The sequence below is a fragment of the Amycolatopsis sp. NPDC059235 genome (assembly GCF_042754125.1).
GTDB classification, from domain to species: domain Bacteria; phylum Actinomycetota; class Actinomycetes; order Mycobacteriales; family Pseudonocardiaceae; genus Amycolatopsis; species Amycolatopsis albidoflava.
Map to the genome: position 1 here is coordinate 13,879 of NZ_JBHZAG010000016.1, position 15,109 is coordinate 28,987.

Genomic DNA, 15,109 nt, shown 5'->3' on the forward strand with positions numbered 1-15,109 from the left:
GACGAGGGCGCGAAGTGAGGAGTGGAGGGGTGTCTTTGGCTGGTGATGGCGGGGCGGCTGCTCGGTAGCGGCGGTGCGGTTTCGGGCGGTGCTGAACGCGGTGCTGCCTGGACGGATCCGACGGCTTGGACAGCTGCTTCGGTCAGGCGCGGCCTCGGTCAGCCGGGGCGGTGCGGCTGGACCGTTGTGATGCGGTCGGTGCGGAGCGGCTGGAGTGGCGCGGCTGGACCGCGGCTGGCGTGGGGCGGTGCGGCTGGACCGCAGCTGGCGTGGTGCGGTGCGGCTGGCGTGGTGCGGCTCGACCGCGGCTGGCGTGGTGCGACGCGGCTGGACCGCGGTCGGAGTGGTGCGGCGCGGCTGGAGTGGGGTGGCACGGCCGGAGTGGCGCGGCTGGGCCGGGCGACCGTGGCTTGAGCTGAGCGGCGGTGGGGCCAGACGGCGCGGCCGCGGCGGCGCGACTGAGCCGGGCGATGCGGTCTGAATTGGACGGTGCGCCTGGATCGGTGGTGCGGCCCGGAACGGCCGACGTGGCCTGCGTTCGGCGTGCCAGCGCGCGGCGGCAACACCGCCTGAGTCGCACTGGGCCGTCCGGCGCAGGCGGTCCTGCTGAGACGAGGAAACGAGATCCACCCGGCAACCGGGACGCAGTCGCCAAAACGAAGCGACCCGAGCCAGCCGATGCGACCTGTCTCAGGCCGCACCCGCCAACTCGGGCCGTGTCGTTCAGAACCGTTCAGAAACCGTAGAGCGTCAGGCGTTGCCGTCGAACAGCGACGTGACCGAGCCGTCCTCGAAGACCTGCTGGATGGCTTCCGCGAGCATCGGCGCGATGGACAGCACCGTCAGCCCCGGGAAGCGCTTTTCTTCCGGGATCGGCAGCGAGTTCGTCACGATGACCTCGCGCGCCTTGCACTGCGACAGCCGCTCGGTGGCCGGGTCGGAGAGGATGCCGTGCGTGGTCGCGATGACCACGTCCGCCGCTCCCTCTTCCAGCAGTGCTTCGGTGGCCTTCACGATCGTGCCGCCGGTGTCGATCATGTCGTCGATCAGCACGCAGAGCTTGCCCTCGACCTTGCCGACCACGCGGTTGGCCACGGCCTGGTTCGGCTTGTCCGGGTCGCGCGTCTTGTGGATGAACGCGATCGGCCGGTCGCCGAGCTGCTGCGCCCACTTCTCCGCCAGGCGCACGCGGCCCGAGTCCGGCGAGACGACCGTGATGTCCGCGTTGCCGTACGTCGACTTGATGTGGTCGGCGAGCACCGACTGGGCCATCAGGTGGTCGACCGGGCCGTCGAAGAAGCCCTGGATCTGCGCGGTGTGCAGGTCGACCGTCATGATCCGGTCCGCGCCCGCGGTCTTGAACAGGTCCGCGATGAGCCGCGCCGAGATCGGCTCGCGGCCCTTGTGCTTCTTGTCCTGGCGGGCGTACGGATAGAACGGCATGACCACGGTGATCCGCTTGGCGCTCGCGCGCTTCAGCGCGTCCACCATGATCAGCTGCTCCATCACGTACTCGTTGATGGGCGTGGTGTGCGCCTGGATCACAAACGCGTCGGTACCGCGCACCGACTCCTCGAACCGCACGAACAGCTCGCCGTTGGCGAACGTGTGCGCGGTCTGCGGGGTGATCGTCACGTTGAGGTGCTTGGCGACCTCTTCCGCGAGTTCGTGGTGCGCACGGCCGGAGAAGAGCATCAGATTCTTCTTCGGCGTACCTGACTTCGGACTCATGCTGGCGACTCCCCGTCGGTTCCTGCTGCTGACTCGGACACAACGGTGTCCTGCTGCTGGGCGGCGAGTGCGGCTTCCGCCGCCTCCGCCGCGGGCGTGCCCGGCCTGCGCCGGACCGCCCAGCCTTCGATGGTGCGCTGCGGACCGGCCGACAGCGCCAGTGAGCCAGGCGGGACGTCGTCGCGGATCACCGCACCGGCTCCACTGTAAGCGCCGTCCCCGATCCGCACCGGCGCGACCAGCGTGTTGTCCGCCCCAAGCCGGACATGCGAACCGACAACGGTCTGGTGCTTGGCCACCCCGTCGTAGTTCACGAACACACTGGAACAGCCGATGTTGCTGTGATCGCCGACGATCGCGTCGCCTACGTAAGTGAGATGCGGCACCTTGGTACCGGTGCCGATTTGCGCGTTTTTCGTCTCGACGAACGCGCCCAGCTTGCCCTTCGCGCCGAGCTTCGTGCCCGGCCGCAGGAACGTGTACGGGCCGACATTCACGCCGTCGCCCAGCTCAGAGCCAGAACCGTGCACGCGGACGACCGAAGCGCCGCGGCCGATCTGCACGTCGGTCAGCGTGGTGTCCGGTCCCACAATGGAGCCTTCGCCGACCGAACAGTGGCCCTTGAGCTGCGTGTTCGGCTCGATCAGCACGTCACGGGAGAGCGTGACGTCCGCCTCGATCCAGGTGGTGTTCGGGTCAACCACCGTGACGCCTTCGCGCTGCCAGCGGCGCACGATGCGGCGGTTGTACTCGGCCCCGAGGACCGAAAGCTGCACGCGGTCGTTCACGCCCTCGGTGACCCACGGGTCGTCGACCACCAGCGCGCCGACGCCCTTGCCGTCCTCGCGCGCGATGCCGAGGACGTCGGTGAGGTAAAGCTCACCCTGCGCGTTGTCGGTGGACAGCCGCGACAGGCCGTCGATCAGCACGGCCGCGTCGAAGGCGTAGACGCCGGAGTTGATTTCGGTGATCGCCCGCTGGTCCGGCGTCGCGTCCTTGTGCTCGACGATCGCGCTGACCGAGCCGTCGGCGCCGCGGACGATCCGGCCGTAGCCGGTCGGGTCCGCGACCTCGGCGGTGAGCACGGTGACCGCGTTGCCGGCCTTGGCATGCTCAGCTCGGAGCGACTCCAGGGTCTCGGTGTCCAGCAGCGGAACGTCGCCGTAGCTGACGACCACGGTGCCGGTGAGTCCTTCCGGCAGTTCGGCCAGCGCGCACGAAACGGCGTGCCCGGTGCCCTTCTGCTCTTCCTGCACGGCGGTGGCGACCTCGCGGCCGAGCGCCTCGCCGACCCGGTCGAGTTCGGCGCGCACGGCGTCGCGGCCGTGTCCGATCACGACCACCAGATGCTGCGGCGCGAGGCCGGCGGCGGCGCGCACTGCGTGTTCCACCAGCGGCCTTCCGGCGATCGGGTGCAACACCTTAGGAGTGGAGGAACGCATGCGGGTGCCCTCACCCGCAGCGAGGATCAGCGTGCTCAGCGGGCCGCTCACGAGTCTCCCAACGATTCACCGGTGCGTTGACGAGCACCAACGATCCTACGTGGGGTCCTCAGCGCTCCACGCGGGGTCGGTCGGAGCCGTTTCCCCAGGCCAGCCGCCCATGCCGTCGCCGGCCATCGAGTTGGCCGACGCCACCTGGTTGCCACCGCCGCGTTTCGCTTCGTACATCGCCGCATCCGCGCGGGCGAGCACCTGCTCGGCCCGCTCCTGCGGACGCAGCGACACGAGACCAATGGACAACGTCACACCGTGCGAGAGGTGATGCGGCAGTGTCGCGACGGATTTGGCCGCGCGGCCGAGCGCCATCTTCGCCGCCGACGCCGGTGCGCCGGGCAGCAGCACGATGAACTCGTCGCCGCCGTAGCGGGCCACGACGTCGTCGCCGCGCAGAGCGTCGCGGAGAGTGCTTGCGACAACACGCAAAACGTTGTCGCCCTCGGCGTGCGACTGCTTGTCGTTGACGCCCTTGAACCCGTCGAGGTCGACCAGTGCGACCGCGAGCGGCTGCGCGTCCGCCGACGACGCCAGCGAGCGCAGCCGTTCGTCGAGCGCGCGCCGGTTCGGCAGGCCGGTGAGCGGATCCTGCAGCGCCTGCTGGGTGATCGCGCCGTGCTCGGCGGACAGCCGTTCATGCTCGCGGCGCGCGTTCAGCGTGGCGATCTGCGATTCGCGCAGCGCCCACATTTCGGTTTCCAGCGCGGTCGCGTAGTCGATCAGCGACTGGCTCGCGGCGTCCGGGTCGAGCCGGGCGAGTTCGCGGGAGAGAGTGAGCCGCATCGACGGCTGCGAGACGTCCTCGGCCAGCACGTCGCGGGCCTCGCGCAGGACCTGCAGCGCGTCGGTGCGGCGGCCGGTCTGGTCGAGGCAGCGGGCGAGCGCGATCGCGACCAGCTCCTGCTCGTGCGGATAGTGGTGGCCGAGATGCATGCCCTGCAGCCGTTCGACGTGCTCGGCGGCCGGATCGTGCAGCGCGAGCGCCGCGGCCAGCACGCCGACCTGGTCGACCGCGGACACCCCGATCTTGCGCGGGAACAGCGATTCGGCGAACGGCCCTTCGGCGGCCACCGCCATCGACGCGGCGGTGCGGAACTTCTCCGCCGATTCGTCGTACTGCTCGATCCGCTCGAGCCGCAGCCCCCAGCCGAGCAGCATCTTGACCCGGTTCATCAGCTGCAGGGTGATCTCGTGCGGGCTCGCGCTTTCCCGGATCGCCTGGTGCGCGCGGCCGATCACCTCTTCGGCGGCCTCGTAGACGCCGAGCTGGTTGAGCACTATCCAGCAGTCGATGAGCGCCATCGACTGCATGCGGTTCCAGTTGCGGACGCCGACCTGGCGGTCCGGAATCGTGGAGTCGTCGAGGATCGCGAGCGCGCGGGCGATCTCGGTGAGCGCGGCGTCCTCTTGCGCGGCGAGCACGAGCCGTCGCCCGCGCAGCGCGTGCGCGTCCGCGCGCAGCAGCGACAAACCGTGCCGGCGGGTGTGCGCGAGCATCTCGTCGAGCCGGGGTTCGGCCTCGGCCGCGAGGCCGCGGGTGACGAGCCGGGAGAAGGCGGAGGCGCGCAGCAGCTGGGCGACGAGCGTGGGTTCTCCCCGGCGCAGAGTCTCCTCGAGCAGCTCGTCCATGATCTTGACGATCTCGAGCTGGTTTTCGTGCTCCTGGCGCTGAACGGCCGCGATGAGTTCCCGCGCGCGCCCCACCAGCCACGCGTCCGACATCTCGACCAGGGTCGGGCGACGGGCGCCCGCGGGGTCGCTCGGTTCCTCGCTCAGCCGCCCCCACTCCCATCGCCCTCGCCGGATGTGCAGCTCCGCCGCCAGGATTCGAACCTGAACTGTCAGAACCAAAATCTGAAGTGCTGCCGATTACACTACGGCGGATCGGTCCTGGTCAGGATAGCGATGATCGAGGACGGGGGCGCCAGGAGGGGGAGGCGTGCGCCACAGGGCCGTCCCGGGCACCGGGCAATCGGACTTTTCGGGCCTCCACAGCGCCGGAAACCTCCTGTACCGTAACTTACGACACCGTAGGTAAGGGCACCCTTCGCAAGGGGTTGTGAGAGGAAAGAAGTGAGCGCATGACGGCCACCCTCGATCGTTCTCAGTCAGCGGGCGACCCGCCGAAGGGCCCCAAGCCGATCATCGACGGACAGCGCGGGATCGGCGTTCAGCTGTCGGTGTACTTCGGGGTGCTGCTGCCGATCGTGGCGCTGCTGGTCGCGGTTCCGTTCGCCTGGGGCTGGGGCCTGACCTGGCTGGACGTCGCGCTGTTCGTCGTGTTCTACGGGATCAGCGGGCTGGGCGTCACCGTCGCCTACCACCGCTACTTCACCCACGGTTCGTTCAAGGCCAAGCCGTGGCTGCGCGTCGTGATGGCGATCGCGGGCAGCATCGCGCTGCAGGGGCCGGTGATCACCTGGGTGGCCGACCACCGGCGCCACCACGCGTTCTCCGACCGCGACGGCGACCCGCACTCGCCGTGGGCGTACGGCACCTCGCCGCTGGCCATCGCCAAGGGTTTCTGGCACGCGCACATGGGCTGGCTGTTCGACCGCGACCAGAGCAACCAGGCGCGGTTCGCGCCGGATCTGGTGAAGGACCCGGCCATCCGCAAGGTCGACGACCTGTTCTGGCTGTGGTCGCTGGTGAGCCTGTTCGGCCCGGCGCTGCTGGGCGGGCTGATCTCGTGGTCGCTGTGGGGCGCGGTGACGGCGTTCTTCTGGGCGGGCCTGGTCCGCGTGTGCGTGCTGCACCACGTGACCTGGTCGGTCAACTCGATCTGCCACATGATCGGCGAGCGCCCGTTCGCCGCCCGCGACCGTTCGGCGAACTTCTGGCCGCTGGCGATCTTCTCCTTCGGCGAGTCGTGGCACAACCTGCACCACGCGGACCCGACCTCGGCCCGGCACGGCGTGAAGCGCGGCCAGATCGACATGTCGGCGCGGCTGATCTGGATGTTCGAGAAGTTCGGCTGGGTGCACGACGTCCGCTGGCCGACCCCGCAGCGGCTGGCCAGGATCGCGGCCGAGGCCAAGTAGGTTTTCCTTTGCCGGGCTGAGCTTCCGGCGCGCGCTCGTGGATGAACCCCGTCACTCGGCGAGGTTTATTCATGTTTAAACCTGAGGCGACGAGCGGCTCGCCGCGGTCCGCCCGCTACCCTGCTGCGAATGGCGGGGAGACGACGGGCGAAGCGAGAAGCAGCGGTCACCGGCGCGCGGCCGGCCGCACCGGTCGCCCGGGTGCGCATGACGGGCAGCGAGCGCAGGCAGCAGCTGCTCAACGTGGCACGCGCTCTGTTTGCCGAGAAGGGTTTCGACGGCACTTCGGTCGAGGAGATCGCCGCGCGGGCGAACGTGTCCAAACCGGTCGTCTACGAGCACTTCGGTGGCAAGGAAGGCATTTACGCCGTCGTCGTCGACCGGGAAACGCAGCTGCTGCTCGACCGGATGGTCTCGACGCTCCACGGCGGACATCCGCGGGTGATGCTGGAACAGGCCGCCGTCGCGTTGCTGAGCTACGTCGAGGATTCCCACGACGGGTTTCGCATTCTCGTGCGCGATTCCCCGGTCGCCAGTTCCACCGGTACGTTTTCGACTGTCCTCAATGACATCGCCAGCCAGGTCGAGCACATCCTCGCGCAGCAGTTCGCCGCGCGCGGGTATGAGGAGAAGCTGTCCGCGCTCTACGCGCAGGCGCTCGTCGGCATGGTCGCGCTCACCGGGCAGTGGTGGCTGGACGCGCGCAAACCGAAGCGGGACGAGGTCGCCGCGCATCTGGTGAATCTCGCCTGGAATGGCTTGTCGCACCTGGAAAACAAGCCTCGGCTGCTCGGCTGAACCCTCAGCTGCCGGACGGCGCGTTGCTCAGATCCACCACGCAGAACAGGTTGTCGTCCGGGTCGGCGAGGACGACGAAGTCCGGCTCGGGCGGGTAATGCTTCCAATCGACCCGTTGTGCGCCCAGGCCGACAAGGCGTTCCACCTCGGCGCGTTGCTCGTCCGCGGTGTCGGTGTAGAGGTCAAGGTGCAGCCGCGGCTTAGGTTCGGCGGGCGACTCGCTGCGCATCAGACCGAGTGCGTGCGCGCCGCCGGGGTGGGCCAGCGTCCGCCACGACTCGCTCGCCCATTCCGGGTCCTCGACGAGACCGAGCGCCTCGGACCAGAACCGCATCGCGCGGTCGACGTCGGCGACTCCGAGAACCGTCGTCCCGAGCCGCAGCATCAGACCAGTTTTCCTTGGGCGTGCAGGTCGTCGAGGATCAGCTGGACCGTCGCCGAGACCCGGTCGCGGTCGGCGTGGGCGAGCCAGCCGAACGACTCGATCTCGCTGCTCGGCTTCAGTGCGCCGGTGTACTCCGCGGTGTAGCAAGTCATCCGCACCACGACGCCGTCCGCTTTGCCGTGCGCCTGCGCTTCCCAGGCTCCGGCCAGCCGCGCGGACGCCGGATCCAGCGTGACGCTCAGTTCCTCGGCGATCTCGCGGACCAGCGTCTCGACGTCCGACTCGCCTTCTTCGCGTTTCCCGCCGGGCAGATACCAGGTGTCCTTGCCCGCGGAACGCGCGGCGAGCAGCTTGCCGTCGACCACGTGCAGCCAGGCGACTTTGTCGATGGTGGGCATGTCCGCCACCCTACCTCCGCGCCCGCCGATCCAGGTCCGAGAGCAGGATGCGCAGGAGATCGGCCAGCTGATCGCGTTCGGCCGGGGACAGCGCGGAGACCAGGGTTTCCTCGTGCTCCAGCAGATCTCCGACGGTTCGCTCGATCAGCTCGTGGCCGGCCTCGGTCAGCTCGACGTACACCCCGCGACGGTCCGAAGTGGACTTCACTCGGCGGACGTGGCCGTCGCGTTCGGCGCGGGCGGTCTGCTGGGAGATCGCGCCCGGGCTGACCCGGCAGCGTTTCGCGAGTTCTCCCGCGCTGAGCCGGTACGGCGGCCCGGCGCGGCGCAGCGTGCTGAGCAGGGTGCGGGTGGAAGCGTCCATTCCGAGCTCCAGCATCGTCGCACGCCGGTCGTCCTCCAGCAGTTTCGCGATGTGCCAGATCCGCGTGATCACGCCGATGGACGACACCGGCGTGCCCGGCCGCTCCCGCAGCCACGCCTGCTGAATCTCGTCCACCTCGTCGCTTGACGGGTTTTCCCCGCCGCCGGTACCGTCGTCCACAAGAGGTACTTTAGCAATAAAGGACGTGGGGATGAATCGGGACGTAGTGGTGACCGGGGGCAGCACCGGAATCGGATACGCGATCGCCGCGGCGTTTGTCCGGGACGGCGATCGAGTTACGATCACCGGACGGCGCGAGGACGTGCTCACCGAGGCGGCGACGCTGCTCGGCGCGCGGGCGGTGAGCTTCGACGCGAGCGATCCCGAGGCGGTCGAGGCGGCTGGCGAACAGTTGCCGGAACGGGTCGACGTGCTGGTGAACAACGCTGGTGGGAACACGGATTTCCTGCGCTCCGACGGTCAGGGATTGAAAGCGCTCGATGCCGCCTGGACGGCCAACATCCGGGCGAATCTGTTCTCCGCCGCGTTCGTGACGTCGGCGCTGGGGGAGCGGCTGGCCGACCGCGGCCGCATCGTCACCATCGGCTCGATCGCCGGGCACACCGGCGCTGAATCGTACGGCTGGGCGAAAGCCGCGGTGGAAGTGTGGAATACCGAAACCGCGCGCCAATTCGGCCAGCGGGGGATCACCGCGAATATCGTCGCGCCGGGGCTGATCGTGGACACCGAGTTCTTCCGCGGCAAGCTCTCCGCCGAACGGCAGGAGCGGCTGGTCGAGAACACGATGACAAAACGCGCGGGCAAACCGGAGGACATCGCCGAGGTGGTGCGGTTCCTGGCCTCTCCGGAGGCGGGACACGTCACCGGCCAGGTCGTGCACGTGAACGGCGGCGCGTACGTCGGCTGACCTCAGCCCGGCGTCACCCGCAGCACTTTGTCGTTGCTGCCGTTGGAAGTCGTCACGTACAGCGCGCCGTCCGGTCCGCTTCGGGCGGCGCGCAACCGGCCGAACTTGTCATTGAATTCGACAGGCAGCGTGACTCCGGTGACCTTCGCGGCGGCGTCGAGGTGCAGCAGCAAAAGCTTCTGTCCCTTCAGTGCCACCACGACCAGCGCGCCTTCGTTCGCACCCCACTGTTTGCCGGTGAGGAACGCGTCGCCGCTGGTCGCTTCGGTGATCTGCCCGCTGGTCCACAGTGGACGAACCGCGTCCGGGAACCGGGTGGTGTCGGTCATCGGCACGCTCTCGTCGTAGCTGGCATCGGTGCCGCCCTTCGACGGATCCCAGCCGTAATTCCCACCTGGCCGCAGGAGATTCACCTCGTCGTCGAACGCCGGTCCGTGTTCGGAGGTGACCACCTGCCCGGTGCCCGGCCGAATCGCGACGCCCTGCACGTTCCGGTGGCCGTAGGTGTAGATCCGGCGTTCGTTCGGATCGGCGGACGACAGGAAAGGGTTGCCGGGCAACGGTTCCCCGGTTTTCGCGTCGATCCGCAGCACCTTGCCGCCGAGGCTGTGCCGATCCTGCGCCACCGTGGACCGCGCGGTGTCGCCGGTGCCGACGAGCAGCGCGCCGTCGGGAGCGAGCGTCGGGCGGCAGCCGGAATGCCGTCCGCTCGGATTCACCGGCAGGCCAGTCAGCAGGTCGCGCACCTTGGCCGCGCTGGCGCCGTCGTCGGCGAGCCGCCAGGTGACAAGCCGGACGTCCACCGCGCGTCCGTTTTCCTGGTGCGTCTGGCAGGTGGTGAACTCGCGTGACGTCGCGAAATCCGCCGCCAGGACCAGGCCCATCAGGCCGCCTTCGCCCTGCACGAGGACGTCGGAGAAATCGGCGCGCACGTCGGTCTTCCGGCCGTCGCGGATCAGCGCGAGCTTGCCGGGGCGCTGCGGCACGAGCAGCGATCCGTCGGGAAGGAAGGCGACGTCCCAGCCGTGTTCGAGGCCGTCCGCGACCTCCTGCACAGCGAAGCGGCCGGGCTCCGGCTTCGCTGGGACGCTCGCTGGCGCGGCCGAGCAGGCGGCGAGCAGCAGAACGGAGGCGAGCAACGCGACGAGACGCATGGGTCCAGCATGCCCCGATTCAGCCGCCTGGACGTACCAATCCGGATTCATACGCGAAGACGACCGCGTGCACCCGATCCCGCAGCCCGAGCTTGTTGAGCAACCGTCCGACGTGCGTCTTCACCGTCGTCTCGCCGATGAACAGCGTCCCGGCGATCTCGGTGTTCGACAATCCGCGCGCGATCAGGCCGAGCACGTCCTTCTCGCGTTCGGTCAGCGTCTCCAGTTTCTGCTCGTCCAGCGGTGTCCGGTGTGCGCTGAGATAGCGGTCTAGCAGGCGTTTCGTCACCGACGGCGACACCATCGCGTCGCCGCGCAGCACGCCCCGGATCGCCACCAGCATCTCGTCCGACGGCGCGTCCTTGACCAGGAATCCGCTCGCTCCGGCGCGAAGGGCGGAGTAGGCGTACTCGTCCAGGTCGAACGTCGTGATCACCAGGACCGAGGTGTCCGGGAGCTCGGCGCAGATCTGCGCGGTGGCCGCGACGCCGTCGAGGACTGGCATCCGGACGTCCATCAGGACGAGGTCCGGGCGGCGCGCGCGGGCGAGCTCGACGGCTTCCGCGCCGTCGCCCGCCTCGGCGACCACCTCCAGGTCGGGTTGGCTGTCGACGATCATCCGCAGCCCGACGCGCACCAGTTCCTGGTCGTCGCAGATCAGCACGGACGTCATGCGGCGTCCGTCCGCAGTGTCGCCGAGACGCGGTAGCCGCCGTCCGGGAGCGCGCCGGTTTCGAGCTTGCCGTGGTACATCGCGACGCGCTGGGCCATGCCGGTGAGCCCGCGCCCGGATCCGGGCAGCCCCGCTGCGACCGGCTGGCGTCCGCCGGAGTTGGTGACTTCGACGCGGACTTCCGGACCGGCGAACGTGACCCGGACCCGGCCGGTCGCGTCGGGCGGCGCGTGTTTGAGCATGTTGGTCAGGGCCTCCTGGACGATGCGGTACGCCTGAAGCGCGACACCGGCGGGCAGGTCGGCGATGTCGCCGTTGACTTCGAGGGTGACATCGCGGCCGGACTGCTCGACGAGCGTGCGCAACTGATCGAGCGTCGGCTGCGGAGCGCGCGCGGGTTCGCCAGCGTGCATTACTTCCAGCAGCCGCCGAAGCTCGGCGAGGGCGGAACGGCCGGTTTTGCTGATGGTGTCAAGCGTACGGTCGACAGCGTCCGGGTCGTGATGGCGTGCGAGCTTCGCTCCTTCAGCGTTCAGGACGATCACGCTCATGCTGTGTGCGAGTACGTCGTGAAGCTCGCGCGCGATCCTTGTGCGCTCTTCGGCGACTGAAGCGCGACTGCGGGCTTGTTCCTCGGACGCCGCCAGCTCCGCTCTCAGTCGTTCTTCTTCGGCGAGTTGTTCCTTCGTGCGGAAGAACGCGCCGAGCGCCCAAGCTGCTAAGTACAGCGGCACTGTGCCGACGACGCTGAGCGTCGGGTTCAGGGTGTTGACGCCCCAAGTGAATCCCCAGAAAGTGTCCAGCCCGGCGACAGCTACCGCGAAGCCGATGAACCATCTGTCACCGGCTTTGACGAGCGTGTACAGCATGACCGCCATCGCGAGGTCGCCACGGCCACGGTCATACGCCCAGACTTCGTTCATATAGACGACGGCTACGCCGATGAGGATCAGGAGCGCGACTGTGCGCGGGTAGCGGCGACGCAGCAACAGAGGCAGCAGAAACAGCATCGAAGCCATGCGGATCTGCCACGTCTCCTGATCCGCGATGTTGGGTCCGAAGGCGATGAAGACGGCGTACAGCGGCAAGTCCAGCAACCATCGCTGCCTGCGCCCCCACATGACCAGTCTCCGCACGAAACGAACGTAACGCGAGATCGTCGTCGCGCGCGTCGTTCCGGAGGATGGCCGTGGTCCTCCGAGCGAACGACTTTTCCCGCCGACCGAGCCGATCCGCGACGACCGAAGCGCTTCCTACCGTCGAAAACATGTCGATTACCAGGGAGTTCTTCCGGCACCCGATGCGGACCGGCGCGATCGCCGCCAGCTCGGAACGGCTGGCCGGAGTGATGACGGCGGGGCTGGGCGTCGAGAGCGCGCACAGCGTTGTAGAGCTGGGGCCAGGAACGGGCGTCTTCACCGAAGTGCTGCTTCGCATGCTTCGGCGCGACGCGCACTTCACCGCGGTAGAAATCAACACGCACCTCGTACAGGAGCTACGCGAACGCTTCCCTTCGCTGCACATTGCGGAGGGCTCTGCGGAACACGTCGCTGCGTACGTGACGATGCCGGTCGACGTGGTCGTCTCCGGTCTGCCGTGGACAGCCATGCACGCCGCGCCACAGGCCGCAGTACTGAACTCCGTCTGCGAGGTGCTTTCCCCGCAAGGCCGTTTCACCACCTTCGCGTACGCGCACACCTCGTGGACGCCGCCAGCGCGTCGGTTCGCACGGTTGCTGCGAAGCCGCTTCGCGGTTGTCGAACGCACCAGTGTGGTTTGGCGGAACCTGCCGCCGGCGTACGTGTACCGCGCGGCCTTGCCGGTGCGGTCGGGACTGGACCGGTATGGACAGCCTGCTTCAGCCACTTCTTGACGCTCCCGCGCCGCTCGTCTATCTGATCTGCGCGCTGGTGATCATGGCCGAGACAGCGCTGTTGCCGGGCATTGTGCTGCCGACGCTGTCCACCTTGCTGCTTATGGGTTTCCTTGTGCAGCGCGGGACTTTACAGCTGTGGCCAGCCCTCACCGTCTGCGTCGCGTCGGCGCTTGCGGGGGATCAGCTCGCGTACTGGGAGGGACGACTGTGGGGCCCGAAGCTGCGTCGGTCGCGCGTAGGGCAGCGGATCGGCGAAGCGAAGTGGGACAAGGCTGAAGCGACTGTCGCACGTTATGGCGTGCCAGCTGTCGTCCTAGGACGGTGCCTTGCTGGCGTACGCACTCTCGTGCCGCGCGTCGCGGGTTCTGCCGGACTGTCGTACCGACGGTTCTTTATCGGAAGCCTGTGCGCGGCGGTGCTGTGGGCGGGTGTGGAGTTGACGTTGGGGCAGGTCACCGGCTGGGTTGCGCCTTGAGCAGCTCGGCTGTCGAAGCGTCGGCGGGCAGGAAGGTTTCGAGACTCAGCTCAGCGACCGTCACATCGACTGCGGTAGCGAACTGCGTGATCGCGGTAAGCAGCCGAAGTTCGCCCGCAGAACTGGACAACTGCAACGGCACAGCGAACCCGAGGTGGTCACCCGACGGTTCACCAGGCGACGGCAGATAACCGGTGAGTTCCTCCAACAACGCCTGGTGCCGCGGATCAGGTCCGTGCGCCAGGCCACGCCGCGGGCGTTCGAGCACGTGCTGCGCCCAATCCGCGAAATTCTGGATCCGCGGTGCCATCCCTCGCGGATGCAAGGCCAGCCGCAGCACGTTGATCGGCGGTTCGAGCAGTTCCGCCGCGACACCCTCGGTGAGGAGAGCGAAACCGTCGTTCGCCGCGACCAGATCGCCGTAGCGATTCACGACCAGCGCCGGGTACGGCTCGTGCCCGGCGAGCAGCGCGCGCAGCGATTCGAGCACCGGCGTCAGCGCGGGGTCGTCCAGCCGGGTTTCGGGGTAGACCGGCGCGTATCCGGCGGTCAGCAGCAGGGCGTTGCGCTCGCGCAGCGGCAGGCCGAGCGCCTCGGCGACCCGCACCACCATGCCGCGGCCGGGCAGCGAACGGCCGCGTTCCATGAAGCTGACGTGGCGTTGCGTCGTCCCGGCTTTCAGCGCGAGGTCGAGCTGGCTGAGCCGGCGGCGGGAACGGGCGTCGCGCAAGGCGTCGGCGAACGTGGTGGGCACCTGCGCGATTCTGGCCGAGGTTTCGGACGTCGGGCCATTCCCCGCAGGGAATTGCCGGGACGCCGGGCCGAGCTGGATCGTCGACGGCGTGGAATTCGGACTACTTCTTCCTGCCGGACAGGCACAGCTCGAAGCAGGCGGCACCCCGCGTGCCCTCGTCGCAGTGGCCCGCGAAGCCGAACGGCTCGGGTTCGCGTCGATCTGGGCCGGTGACTCGCTTTCCCGGCCGCGGATCGAACCGCTCACCCTGCTCACCGCGGTCGCGCAGGCGACCGAACGCGTCACCGTCGGAACCGCCGTGCTGCTGCCCGCGCACCGCAATCCGGTGCAGACCGCGATGACGCTCGCCTCGGTCGACCTGATCTCCGAAGGACGGCTCGCAGTCGGCGTCGGCGCGGGCTTCCCCGGGTTCAGCGAGCGGGAGTTCGACCTGGCCGGGGTCGATTTCCGGACGCGGTTCTCGCATCTGGACGACGTCGTCACGCTCTGGCGCGAACTGTGGACCGGCCAGCCGAGCTCGTTCCACGGCAAGGTGCTGCACTACGACTGGCTGCCGCCGGCGATCCGGCCCGCGCGCCCCGGCGGTCCGCCGATCTGGCTGGGCGGCGCGACACCGGCCGCGCTTCGCCGCACCGCTCTGCGTTACGACGGCTGGCTCCCGTACCCGCCGGACCCCGCGGACTACGCGTCCGGCCTCGCGACCATCCGCGCCGCAAGCGATCGCACGATCACCCCGTCGCTGTTCCTGACCGTCTACGTCGACCCCGATCCGCGGCGCGGCCAGCGTGTCCTGGAGGACTACGCACAGGCGACGTATCAGCGGTCGCTGGCGCAGATCAGTACCATCCAGGCGACCGTGACCGGCCCGATCTCGGAAGTCGCGGCGACTGTGCGCCGATACGCCGAGGCCGGAGCGGAGCACATTCTGCTGCGCGTCGGCTCCCTGGAACCCGGCGCGGTCGAGCGGCAGCTGCCCCTGTTGGCGGAGGTGATCGCCGGGGAGCGGAAACCTGTCGGTGCCGCGACGTAGGCTGGG

At 68.8% G+C, this 15,109-nt stretch carries 17 protein-coding genes and 1 tRNA gene; 7 read left to right on the plus strand and 11 right to left on the minus strand.

The window, feature by feature from the left end:
• The first annotated feature begins 214 nt into the window (after positions 1–214).
• On the plus strand, positions 215–481 hold the full coding sequence (locus ACFXI3_RS13785) for a hypothetical protein (protein WP_378399755.1): 267 nt from the start codon (positions 215–217) through the stop codon (positions 479–481).
• Between the two features lie 269 nt (positions 482–750).
• On the opposite strand, the gene ACFXI3_RS13790 is transcribed toward ACFXI3_RS13785, so the two are convergent.
• The 4 genes from ACFXI3_RS13790 to ACFXI3_RS13805 form a co-directional block, all read right to left on the minus strand.
• On the minus strand, positions 751–1,731 hold the full coding sequence (locus ACFXI3_RS13790; RefSeq protein WP_116200125.1) for a ribose-phosphate diphosphokinase: 981 nt from the start codon (positions 1,729–1,731) through the stop codon (positions 751–753).
• Positions 1,728–3,224 carry a bifunctional UDP-N-acetylglucosamine diphosphorylase/glucosamine-1-phosphate N-acetyltransferase GlmU gene (gene glmU / locus ACFXI3_RS13795; protein WP_378399756.1) on the minus strand — a complete coding sequence of 499 codons (1,497 nt, stop codon included), beginning with the start codon at positions 3,222–3,224 and terminating at the stop codon, positions 1,728–1,730. Before glmU ends, ACFXI3_RS13790 begins: the two co-directional genes overlap by 4 nt.
• A 45-nt stretch (positions 3,225–3,269) precedes the next feature.
• On the minus strand, positions 3,270–4,949 hold the full coding sequence (locus ACFXI3_RS13800; RefSeq protein WP_344280282.1) for a GGDEF domain-containing protein: 1,680 nt from the start codon (positions 4,947–4,949) through the stop codon (positions 3,270–3,272).
• 90 nt (positions 4,950–5,039) lie between these two features.
• Positions 5,040–5,111 (minus strand) — tRNA-Gln (locus ACFXI3_RS13805).
• Between the two features lie 197 nt (positions 5,112–5,308).
• Here ACFXI3_RS13805 and ACFXI3_RS13810 point away from each other — a divergent pair.
• Positions 5,309–6,268, plus strand: a complete 960-nt coding sequence (locus ACFXI3_RS13810; protein WP_378399757.1) for an acyl-CoA desaturase — start codon at positions 5,309–5,311, stop codon at positions 6,266–6,268.
• Between the two features lie 207 nt (positions 6,269–6,475).
• Positions 6,476–7,066 (plus strand): TetR/AcrR family transcriptional regulator, encoded by a 591-nt coding sequence (locus ACFXI3_RS13815; protein ID WP_033288150.1) that lies wholly within the window; start codon positions 6,476–6,478, stop codon positions 7,064–7,066.
• Positions 7,067–7,070: 4 nt separating this feature from the next.
• Here the strand turns inward: ACFXI3_RS13815 and ACFXI3_RS13820 are convergent, their stop codons facing one another.
• From ACFXI3_RS13820 to ACFXI3_RS13830, 3 genes are read right to left on the minus strand one after another with little or no spacing between them, the layout of a single operon-like run.
• The gene (locus ACFXI3_RS13820; RefSeq protein WP_378399758.1) at positions 7,071–7,451 is read right to left on the minus strand and encodes a VOC family protein; all 381 of its coding nucleotides are present in this window, start codon (positions 7,449–7,451) and stop codon (positions 7,071–7,073) included.
• Complete coding sequence (locus tag ACFXI3_RS13825) at positions 7,451–7,849, minus strand: NUDIX domain-containing protein (protein WP_378399759.1); 399 nt, start codon at positions 7,847–7,849, stop codon at positions 7,451–7,453. The genes ACFXI3_RS13820 and ACFXI3_RS13825 overlap by 1 nt, the downstream gene beginning before the upstream one ends.
• A 10-nt stretch (positions 7,850–7,859) precedes the next feature.
• Positions 7,860–8,393: a MarR family winged helix-turn-helix transcriptional regulator gene (locus ACFXI3_RS13830; RefSeq protein ID WP_378399760.1), complete on the minus strand. Its 534-nt coding sequence runs from the start codon at positions 8,391–8,393 to the stop codon at positions 7,860–7,862.
• A gap of 31 nt (positions 8,394–8,424) precedes the next feature.
• Between ACFXI3_RS13830 and ACFXI3_RS13835 the strand changes: the two genes are divergently transcribed.
• Positions 8,425–9,141 (plus strand): SDR family NAD(P)-dependent oxidoreductase, encoded by a 717-nt coding sequence (locus ACFXI3_RS13835; protein ID WP_378399761.1) that lies wholly within the window; start codon positions 8,425–8,427, stop codon positions 9,139–9,141.
• Between the two features lie 2 nt (positions 9,142–9,143).
• Here ACFXI3_RS13835 and ACFXI3_RS13840 read toward each other — a convergent pair whose 3' ends face one another.
• Genes ACFXI3_RS13840 through ACFXI3_RS13850 form a run of 3 tightly spaced genes read right to left on the minus strand, consistent with a single transcriptional unit; the run spans position 9,144 to position 12,089 of the window.
• A complete protein-coding gene (locus tag ACFXI3_RS13840) occupies positions 9,144–10,295 on the minus strand; it encodes a PQQ-dependent sugar dehydrogenase (RefSeq protein ID WP_378399762.1) in 1,152 nt (383 codons plus the stop codon).
• A gap of 19 nt (positions 10,296–10,314) precedes the next feature.
• Positions 10,315–10,968 carry a response regulator transcription factor gene (locus ACFXI3_RS13845; protein ID WP_037820214.1) on the minus strand — a complete coding sequence of 218 codons (654 nt, stop codon included), beginning with the start codon at positions 10,966–10,968 and terminating at the stop codon, positions 10,315–10,317.
• On the minus strand, positions 10,965–12,089 hold the full coding sequence (locus ACFXI3_RS13850) for a sensor histidine kinase (protein WP_378399830.1): 1,125 nt from the start codon (positions 12,087–12,089) through the stop codon (positions 10,965–10,967). The genes ACFXI3_RS13845 and ACFXI3_RS13850 overlap by 4 nt, the downstream gene beginning before the upstream one ends.
• Before the next feature lie 146 nt (positions 12,090–12,235).
• Here ACFXI3_RS13850 and ACFXI3_RS13855 point away from each other — a divergent pair, with 146 nt between their 5' ends.
• Both ACFXI3_RS13855 and ACFXI3_RS13860 read left to right on the plus strand, forming a co-directional pair.
• On the plus strand, positions 12,236–12,841 hold the full coding sequence (locus ACFXI3_RS13855) for a class I SAM-dependent methyltransferase (protein ID WP_378399763.1): 606 nt from the start codon (positions 12,236–12,238) through the stop codon (positions 12,839–12,841).
• The gene (locus ACFXI3_RS13860) at positions 12,813–13,319 is read left to right on the plus strand and encodes a DedA family protein (RefSeq protein ID WP_378399764.1); all 507 of its coding nucleotides are present in this window, start codon (positions 12,813–12,815) and stop codon (positions 13,317–13,319) included. The genes ACFXI3_RS13855 and ACFXI3_RS13860 overlap by 29 nt, the downstream gene beginning before the upstream one ends.
• On the opposite strand, the gene ACFXI3_RS13865 is transcribed toward ACFXI3_RS13860, so the two are convergent.
• Positions 13,297–14,073 carry a helix-turn-helix domain-containing protein gene (locus ACFXI3_RS13865; RefSeq protein ID WP_378399765.1) on the minus strand — a complete coding sequence of 259 codons (777 nt, stop codon included), beginning with the start codon at positions 14,071–14,073 and terminating at the stop codon, positions 13,297–13,299. The genes ACFXI3_RS13860 and ACFXI3_RS13865 overlap by 23 nt on opposite strands.
• Positions 14,074–14,161: 88 nt before the next feature.
• Here ACFXI3_RS13865 and ACFXI3_RS13870 point away from each other — a divergent pair, with 88 nt between their 5' ends.
• Positions 14,162–15,103: an LLM class flavin-dependent oxidoreductase gene (locus tag ACFXI3_RS13870; protein WP_378399766.1), complete on the plus strand. Its 942-nt coding sequence runs from the start codon at positions 14,162–14,164 to the stop codon at positions 15,101–15,103.
• The last annotated feature ends 6 nt before the right edge of the window (positions 15,104–15,109 follow it).